General features: G+C 39.5%; 6 protein-coding genes. 3 read left to right on the top strand and 3 right to left on the bottom strand.

Annotated features, from left to right (window positions below):
* Positions 1–904: 904 nt before the first annotated feature.
* A complete protein-coding gene (locus ACFINL_RS06180; protein WP_375611690.1) occupies positions 905–1,918 on the bottom strand; it encodes a sensor histidine kinase in 1,014 nt (337 codons plus the stop codon).
* 22 nt (positions 1,919–1,940) lie between these two features.
* Entirely contained in the window at positions 1,941–2,735 is a 795-nt protein-coding gene (locus ACFINL_RS06175; protein ID WP_375607013.1) for a response regulator, read from the bottom strand.
* 168 nt (positions 2,736–2,903) lie between these two features.
* Between ACFINL_RS06175 and ACFINL_RS06170 the strand changes: the two genes are divergently transcribed.
* The 3 genes from ACFINL_RS06170 (at position 2,904) to ACFINL_RS06160 (ending at position 5,324) form a co-directional block, all read left to right on the top strand.
* Positions 2,904–3,107 carry a NepR family anti-sigma factor gene (locus ACFINL_RS06170; protein WP_375610684.1) on the top strand — a complete coding sequence of 68 codons (204 nt, stop codon included), beginning with the start codon at positions 2,904–2,906 and terminating at the stop codon, positions 3,105–3,107.
* 7 nt (positions 3,108–3,114) lie between these two features.
* Positions 3,115–3,669: an RNA polymerase sigma factor gene (locus ACFINL_RS06165; protein ID WP_375611691.1), complete on the top strand. Its 555-nt coding sequence runs from the start codon at positions 3,115–3,117 to the stop codon at positions 3,667–3,669.
* A gap of 224 nt (positions 3,670–3,893) precedes the next feature.
* Positions 3,894–5,324: a sensor histidine kinase gene (locus ACFINL_RS06160; RefSeq protein WP_375611692.1), complete on the top strand. Its 1,431-nt coding sequence runs from the start codon at positions 3,894–3,896 to the stop codon at positions 5,322–5,324.
* An 892-nt stretch (positions 5,325–6,216) separates the two neighbouring features.
* On the opposite strand, the gene ACFINL_RS06155 is transcribed toward ACFINL_RS06160, so the two are convergent.
* A complete protein-coding gene (locus ACFINL_RS06155; RefSeq protein WP_375638495.1) occupies positions 6,217–8,205 on the bottom strand; it encodes a M23 family metallopeptidase in 1,989 nt (662 codons plus the stop codon).
* Between the last annotated feature and the right edge of the window lie 431 nt (positions 8,206–8,636).

Here is an 8,636-nt window from a genome sequence, read left to right as displayed (position 1 = left end):
TCCCCTCTGAGATGGGTTTTCCCCTTTGAGATGCGGGTTCTATAGTGAATTAATCAAAGTCATTGGCTTGCACGTCATAAAAGGGTGTGTGTGGGGGCTCTATGTCGGTGAGTAATATTTGAAAAAAGACTGAAATGCCTCTTATGGACGCTCTCAAAGGTCAATGGCTGTTGTAACATGAGAGACAAATGGTATGATGATGTTCAGCTACTACTTTTATGAAGTGAAAAGGGGCATGAAGGTAAAGAAGGACGTGGCGTAACAAGGGGCGGTTTTGATGGTTCACTTTACGGGGGCTATTATATCTTATTTACACATACTGTTTTGAAATGAGCGTGGATGCGCTGGGAAATATTAAAAAAGTGCGTGAATGAGGAACACAAGTGTATCCTGTTTTAGGATGCCCTATTGTAACTGAAGAGAATATCTCCATTAAAGAATGCGATAAATAAAAGCATAAAATGTGTAATTTACATCAATTAATTGTCTTTGTCGTGGAGGCTTTAAGCCCGTAAAGCTGAAGAGTGATGATGGATATTAGCTTTACTCCTTGAAATTTCATATTCTGCCAAAATAAAATTATATACGCATTGCGAAAATTACACAAAAAGAGATGGGTAATAGGCTCGCTTTTATTTGGCATATAAAAGCTGAAACGGTTTGCTCTTTATCGTTTTGGTTTCTGTTTTAAAATATGCCGGTTATATGAGGGATGGAAGTTGATCGACAGCGGGAATGGATTTTATGTGGCTTTCAGTTCTCATCGTTAAGGTTTTGCGGAACTATTGGGGGACTATAGAGGTTGGTTTAAAGAGGTTGGAAAATATCTTTGTGCTTAATAAACAGATGAGACATTTTGCTAAAAAAGGGGAAAATTCTCTTGTTCATTGTTTAAAATGCTCTTTTAAGAAAAAATATCAAAATAAGTATCAGGAACAGAGAGGCAATAGACAATTCCTTCTTGTGTCAATTTGAGGGAAGCTGAACCATTCACGGAAATGGGAACGATTTTTTCGAGAACGGCACTACCAAAACAGGCTTTTTTATTGTTTGTGGGAGGGATGCCGGATTCAAAATTTTCATGCCAAGTGATGATAAGTTGCGTTTTGCCATTCAGTTTTGTTTCAATTTCACAGCGTACACAGATGCTCCCCTTTTCTTGGGAAAGGGCTCCAAAAGAAAGAGAATTGACAATCAGTTCATGAAAAGCCAAACCGATATGCAAAGCGGCATTGGGAAAAAGATAAGGATCGACGCCTTCAAGTGAAAAACGTTCTGTTTCTTTCATAAAATAACCTAAAGCCTGCGTTTGGACCAATTCGCGAAATTGAGCACCGCGCCAATCGGAATCAGTGATCAGATCTTGAGAATGAGAAAGAGAATGAAGACGACCTTGAAATTTTCGTAAAAAAACCTGAAGAGATTCAGTATAGCGGGCGGTTTGGCTGGCAATACTTTGAATGATCGCTAGAAGGTTTTTAGAACGGTGACTGACTTCGCGAAGAAGGATTTTAAGCACTTGTTCACGGCGGCGTAAGCCGGAAATATTGACACCGGTGGTGATAATACCAATAATGTCTTCGTTATCATTGCGGTGGCAATCAATAGAAAATTTGTACCAAATCTCTTGTTTGTTTGTATCTTCAAAACGTGCTTCAACAGTTTGCATTTTGCCACTGGCTAAAACTTGCAGTTTGATGGTTTCCATATTGTCTGCAAGGTCAAGCGAAAAAAAGTCGCTGTCACGACACCCAACCCGCCATTTATTGTGCAAATGGTGTGGCAAGTTTTCAGCCCATAAATAAACCAGATTTGTTGCCTGATAGAGAACGCAAATATCAGCACCACGAATCGCTTGCATGAGCGCACTCATATGAGATTTATCCATGGGAGGCTTTGAAAGAGGCGTAACGATCATAATTTTAAGATGTTACCCTGTTCTAAGCCGCTTTAGAAGCATTCTCTTGAAAAAATAAAGCTTGGGAAATAAGCGCTTTCACCATATCAGGGTTAAAAGGTTTGGTCACTAAAAAAGTTGGTTCTGGACGCTCGCCAGTGAGAAGCCTTTCGGGAAAAGCCGTGATGAAAATCACCGGTATACGGTCATTTTTCAAAATCTCGTTGACCGCATCAATCCCTGAACTGTTATCGGCTAATTGAATATCAGCCAAAATCAACCGTGGTTTTTTCTTATGATACATGATGACAGCTTCATCACGCGTGCGCGCTATTCCTACAACATGATGACCTAGGCTTTCTACCATTTGCTCAATATCAAGTGCAATAAGAGGTTCATCTTCAATAATCATGACTTCAGTGGCAATTTGTTGAGAAATATCAATGGATGCTTGGTTGAGAAGCTTGCGAAATTCTTTCGTATCCAGATTCATGATTTCGCTGGCGTCTTGTTCATGAAACCCTTCAACGGCAATGAGCAAAAATGCTTGGCGTGCACGGGGCGTGAGATAGGATAATTTGGCACTGGTTTTTTGTTCAAGACCAAATTGGGGCAGGGGTTCTGGGATGTTCGGTGTGGTTTGGTCAAAAAGATGGCAAAAAAGCCAATAGGTACCAATTCGGTCAGTGGAGGCTTTGGGAAAAATGGAGATGTCGGCAATGAGTGCTTCCAACATCGCTGAAACATAGGCATCGCCAGAGGATTGGCTACCGGTGACAGAGCGGGCAAAACGCCGAAGATAGGGAAGATGCGGGGCAATGCGCGTTGATAATGACATAATTTATAACTCCTTTGACCTTTCAAGCATTTTGTTGGTTGAAATTCTCAACCGATAAAAAAGTTCCTTGATTTGTATGGAACTTTTTACCGGCAGCTATATTTACAACCATAAGGCGAAAAATTCTTCGCGGTGCTACCAGTAATATATGGATTAGGGGGATGAAAAATGAACGACCGTGATGAAAAAAATCTCACTACACAATTTAGAGTTGGAGATGATCTTCTCGGGGTCAATAGCGAAATAGCACGGAAGTTACGTCAATTTTACATGGAAATTCAAGAAGAAGCACTGCCACGGTGTTTGCTTGAGCTTTTAGAGAAGTTGGAGCGCGCAGAGCAATTTGGCTTAAACAATGTGGAAAAGGTTTGAATCCTTTATGTCAAAGTGCGCGAAAAACTTTAAACAAGAACTCCTTTCTGTGTTGCCGGCTTTACGAGCTTTTGCTGTTTCTTTAAGTGGCAAGCACGATAAAGCCGAAGATTTGGTCCAAGATACTGTTATGAAGGCATGGGCTAAGCAAGATAGTTTTGAGATGGGAACTAATCTTAAAGCTTGGCTTTTTACCATTTTGCGCAATGAATTTTATAGTCAAATGCGTAAAAAGGGAAGAGAAGTTCAAGATACCGACGGCGTGTTTACTCAAAATGTCGCTGTTCATCCTGCTCAATATGGATCACTTGATTTGCAAGATTTCAAAAAAGCCTTAAATTTGCTTTCTGCCGATCAAAGAGAAGCCATTATTCTCATTGGCGCATCGGGATTTTCTTATGAAGATGCTGCGGCTATTTGTGGTTGTGCTGTTGGAACCATTAAAAGCCGTGTGAGCAGGGCGCGTAATCGATTACAAGAACTTCTTAAAGTCAATGGTGAGTCTGATTATGGTCCTGATTCTTACTCAGCTGGAAGTACATTGTGTTCATTTAACGGCTAAAAAAGCATAATAATTATGATTGATAGCCTTGTTTTTTTTATTCCCGTTATAGCTATTACAGTAAAGTCAGTATCTGAGGGAATTCAGAAGTTTGGCGTGTATCCTTAGGAACACAAGAAAAGCCTGTATAAAACTTTCTCACGGGCTTTAGGTTTTATGTTCCATAAGGTTGCCTTCCTTTGTGCTGAAAAATGACGACTTTCAAGTTCGCCAATGGACATTCTATGACAACAAAAACAAATTTGATGCCTCAAATGCCTTCTTCTGATGCAACGATATCACGCTGGCGGTGGGGTGCGATTGTTGTTTCTCTTGTTATGGCTCTTTTGGCATCGGTTTTTATTATGTTGCTTTCAAATGCCGTTGATCGAGAAGTCGCACAGTTGAATACAAGTTCAGAATTGCGCGAACAGGCTGATTTGGTCCTTATTAGCCTGATTGATATGGCTGTTGCTGATCGCAGCTATGCAAAAACGCGCAAGGCGGAAGATAAAATACGTTTTGAAAATGCAGAGCGGGAGTTGGGGAATATTCTCGACTATATCGCACTTATTGTTTATGCGCATCCGCAGTGGTATAAATGGTTTACGGCTTTTAAAGAAGAGGTTGAAGCACGAAAAGCCTTTATGAATGCCCATATGCGTGCTCTTGATGCGATTCCTGAACAACCTTCTCAACCTTCTCATGCGGACTCTTTGGAAGTATCAAAGATTCCTGTAGCACGTTTAGCTCAATTGATGACAAGCTTTATTAATGGGGATGATGTGGTGCGACAAAAACAGCGTGAGGGTATCGCATTGATGCGGGCGGCTTTGACATTGGCGGCTATTGTTTCCGTTGTGAGTACCTTTATTTCTGCCTATTTTGTTATTAATCGTTTTCATCGTGATATGCGCTCTTTAAAATTGTATCAATTGCTGCTTCATAGTGAAAATATCGCTCTGGAAGCCCGCGTGAAAGAACGAACACAAGAATTAGAAAGAGCACGTAATCACGCTGAAAAAGAACGCCAACGGGTTGAAATATTGTTGCAGGATGCAAGCCATCGCATTGGCAATTCTCTTGGGACGGTGTCTTCTTTGTTGGGGCTCCAGTTAAACCGGAGCAAAAATGAAGAGGTGCGTGCTGTTCTAGGGGCTGCACGTGATCGTATTCAGACAATTTCTACAGCACATCGTCGTTTGCGCTTAAGTGATGATATGGAAACGACTTTATTGGCAGAGTTTCTCAGCTCTGTTGTGCATGATGTCGAATTGGCAGTCCCTTTTGAATTGCGTGAAAACATCACCATTCACACCAACTTTAAAGATTGTCGCCTGTCTTCAAGAGATGCGACAACACTTGGAATTATCCTTGGTGAACTGCTGACAAATTCCTTAAAACATGCCTTTCCTGATCAACGGTCTGGTCATATTTATATCTCCTTTGGTCCCCAGAAAGATGGACAATTGATGCTCATTGTAGAAGATGATGGCGTGGGAATGAAAAGCCAAACTTTAAAACAAAAAACAGGACTTGGTCGTGTGGTCGTGGAACAGCTCTGTATGCAATTTGGTGAAAAACCTCTGTTTGAAACTTCTGCTTTAGGAGGCACAAAGATTGTCATTCCTTTGCCAAAACTTAGCATGAATAGTTCAAAAAAAAGCTCTGACTGATTTTTTAAAAGGGTAAATTTTTTCTTTTCTCGTGGTAAGCTGCCTTTCATTCATCGTGAATGTATGGGGAGGGCATCTTTTCACAAGAAGAAGGAAAAATACGGCTTCAGTAGCGCGAACACAGCACCATTCATATCAGATTGTCAATTGCCTTCAAGAGAAACAACTTTGCTTCTTTATCTTTTGGTGTAATGTTTGATTTTCTCTCTTGTTGTTTTTTTGCTTTGTTGACTCCGATGATCGGCTTTCAAAGTTCTCCTTGTCTGAGAGCTTTGAAGTGCTTAAGTTAGCCTTTAAATTTATTTTGAATAAGAACTTCTTTGAGCCAATAATACTTATATTCGTAAGCTCTATTGCTTTGCAAAGAGAGAGTTTTTTCAAGTTTTGTTATTTTTTGTAAGGGCTGTGAAACTTTAAATATGGGGTGTTTTTGTAAAAGTGTGTAAGGAATATTCTTAAGGTAGAACGTGCTCAGAAAGTTCATGAAACACCGTCCTTTAGGGCTATGAACAGCATACATTCAACAAGTGGAATCTATTCAATAAAAAGCTGGATTGTTTATAGAATGATATGGGTTTTAGAATCTTCGTTCTTTAGAAAAACTCACCTTTGATTTGAGATTTTATTGCATGGCAAATAAGGACGGGCTATCGTTTTGATAAAATAAACAAGAAGAGTTAGCCTTTTGGGGTTTCATATTTTTCACTTTTCTATTGTGCGTAAACCAGAAAAGGGGAGGGCGTTTTATTTTTAATCATTGTGATGCGACCTTGGGTGGTGGCATCTTTCGGCGTATTCTTTAATAGATATTTAAAATGCGGAAATCTCTTTAAGAAAAGTAAGCGCTCAAGCATATTTTTTAGATGTTTTGAGTCGTAAAAATGCAGATGCTTTAAGTTTCTTCGGAGGGTGCTATTGGGCTGTTGATCAAGGCATCAATGTTGTTTTTTTCTTGTAGGAATGTTTGTAGGTCTTGATTGGTTAAGGCTTTGCTATCCGGTATACGAATGCGCATGGGATCAACTTTGACGCCATTGACAATGATTTCAAAATGACAATGGGGACCGGTTGCCATTCCTGTTGATCCAACATACCCAATAATTTGTCCTTGTCGTACTTTCACGCCTGGTTTGATGTCTGGTGCATAACGACTTTGGTGTGAATAACTGCTGACATATCCATTGGCATGTTGAATTTCCGTATGGTTTCCATAGCCGCCTGTTACGCCTACTCTTGTGACAATACCATCTCCTACAGCAATAATGGGTGATCCTTTAGGAGCAATCCAATCAACCCCCGTATGCATGCGGACATAGCCTAAAATAGGATGTTTGCGTGGACCAAAGGGAGAGCCAAAAATGCCATTTGGTGTGGGTTTGCGCAGCAAGAAAGGCTTTGAACTTTTCCCTTCAGAATCATAATAATCAACGCTTCCATCTTTTAATTGATAACGGTAATATTTATAAGTTGTATTCCCAAAAGTTGCACTAATATAACGAATTTCTGGATCAGCGTTCTTGGATGCTTCCTTTGCTTTCAAATTCTTTTTGCCGTTTTTGTTTTCTTTATCGCTTTGTGGTACAGCATAAAATATTTCGATCTGATCATTGGGTGTTATCGGACTTTTCATATCAATATTGGTGGCCAGCAGACGAATAAGACGATGAGAGAGAGATTGTGATATATTATGGCTTAGCAAAGCACTATAGAGTGCATCATAAGCCGTTGGTAATTGTGCGCTATTGATATAAGAATGTGGAATACCATTTTGAAAAGCCGTTTTAAGTGCTTTAGACATTTTAGGCTCTGTGCTTTCAATGAATTGGCCTTTATCATTCAGGGCAATGGTGAGAATATGATGCATTCCTTGATAGATACTTGCGCGTACGAGATGGTCTTCTTCACCAGCTTGTGTCACGATACCAATGCGTAAAAGGCTTCCCTCTTTAAGGGAATCGGAAAGGCTTATTTTTTCTAGCGTTTTTACAACCTGGTCAATTTGCTTTTTTGTATAACTGGTTTTTTTGAAAGCATCGGCTATCGTTTGTTTTTTACGAATAGGAATAATATCTTCAACATAGTTTTTCGTCAGATCGATACGGTGACTTTGAGGAGAAACGGTTACATTTTCTTGAACGATTCGAACTTCAGGGGATTCTGTGCCTTGGGAAGGGGAGGATACATCTTCTAATTTTAAAGGATCAATCAATGTGAGAACTGAAAGAAGTTCGGAGCTCTTTTCTAAAGTAAATCCAGCTTTTTGTACTTCTTGTTGTGCCTCTTCATCTGTCAATGTGTCGCTGTCATCAAAATCGAATTGATTTACCTTAAAATCATAGCTGCGTAAGGTGAGTTTTGTTTCAACCTTTGCTCCATAAATCTGCCCAGAATCTTCTTGTGGTGCGATATTTTGATTTTTCGTATCACTAGCAAGAATGCTTAAAGAATCAAATTTTGGATAGCTATATTTCTGGGGGCGATTTTCGGCTAAAGCCATACGAATCCATTCAAAATGTTGTGTTTGAATGACTTTTTCATCGCCTTTTTTTTGTAGAATCGATAATTCAAATTGACGTTTTCTGTCAAAGCTTTGCCTTGCATGGGTGGGAGAAATACGATCACCTTTATAGCCATTGGCCTCAGGGTCTTGTGATTCTGATAGGTTTTCTTGCGTAAACCATTGTGGCGGTGTTACCAATCGCTGTTGTTCATCAAGAGCCGTAAAAAGTGCAATCCCCATAAGAATGCAGGAAGTGATTCCTGTCAGAATGGTTCCCGTAAGCCAACGAGCAGAGACCTGTCGGCGCGCAGGCCGCAAGCGCTTGACGACAAGAGCAGGGTCTTGTCCAGGATCGTTTTTTTGTTGTTCGTTATCCCACATAGATTTATAAAAGTACTTTTCAATATTAAATAAAGAAAGCTAGATAGATAGATAGCTTAGCATGCTTCTACAGGAATTTGATTCTTTTTACAAATTACAGATCATGCGATTCTCTTTATACAGCAATGTCTTTATAAATCGTATCTGCGCAGAAAATTTTCTCTATTAAAGTAGTATAAAACAAGCGTTATTGTGATTAACTCATTCCTAGGCAACTTCCTATTTTTATGCATTGCAATGGGGTGCTATATTTTACTTTAAAGGCGCCATGCTCTCTTTGAACTCCTTGCTGTTTTCATGTTTTATTTTTATGAAGGCAGATTTTGCCTATAATTGCTTGTTTCCAATAATGTCTTGAAATAGGATTTTTTGTTCAATATTTTATTGGTAAAGTTTGGGTTATTTTATTTAAAAAAAAATAAAAAATGATA

Origin of the sequence: Bartonella sp. AA78NXGY (genome assembly GCF_042197005.1) — a bacterium.
In the GTDB taxonomy this organism is placed as follows: Bacteria; Pseudomonadota; Alphaproteobacteria; order Rhizobiales; family Rhizobiaceae; genus Bartonella.
Note: the sequence above shows the minus strand (reverse complement) of the source record. Positions and strands in the feature narration are given on the sequence as shown.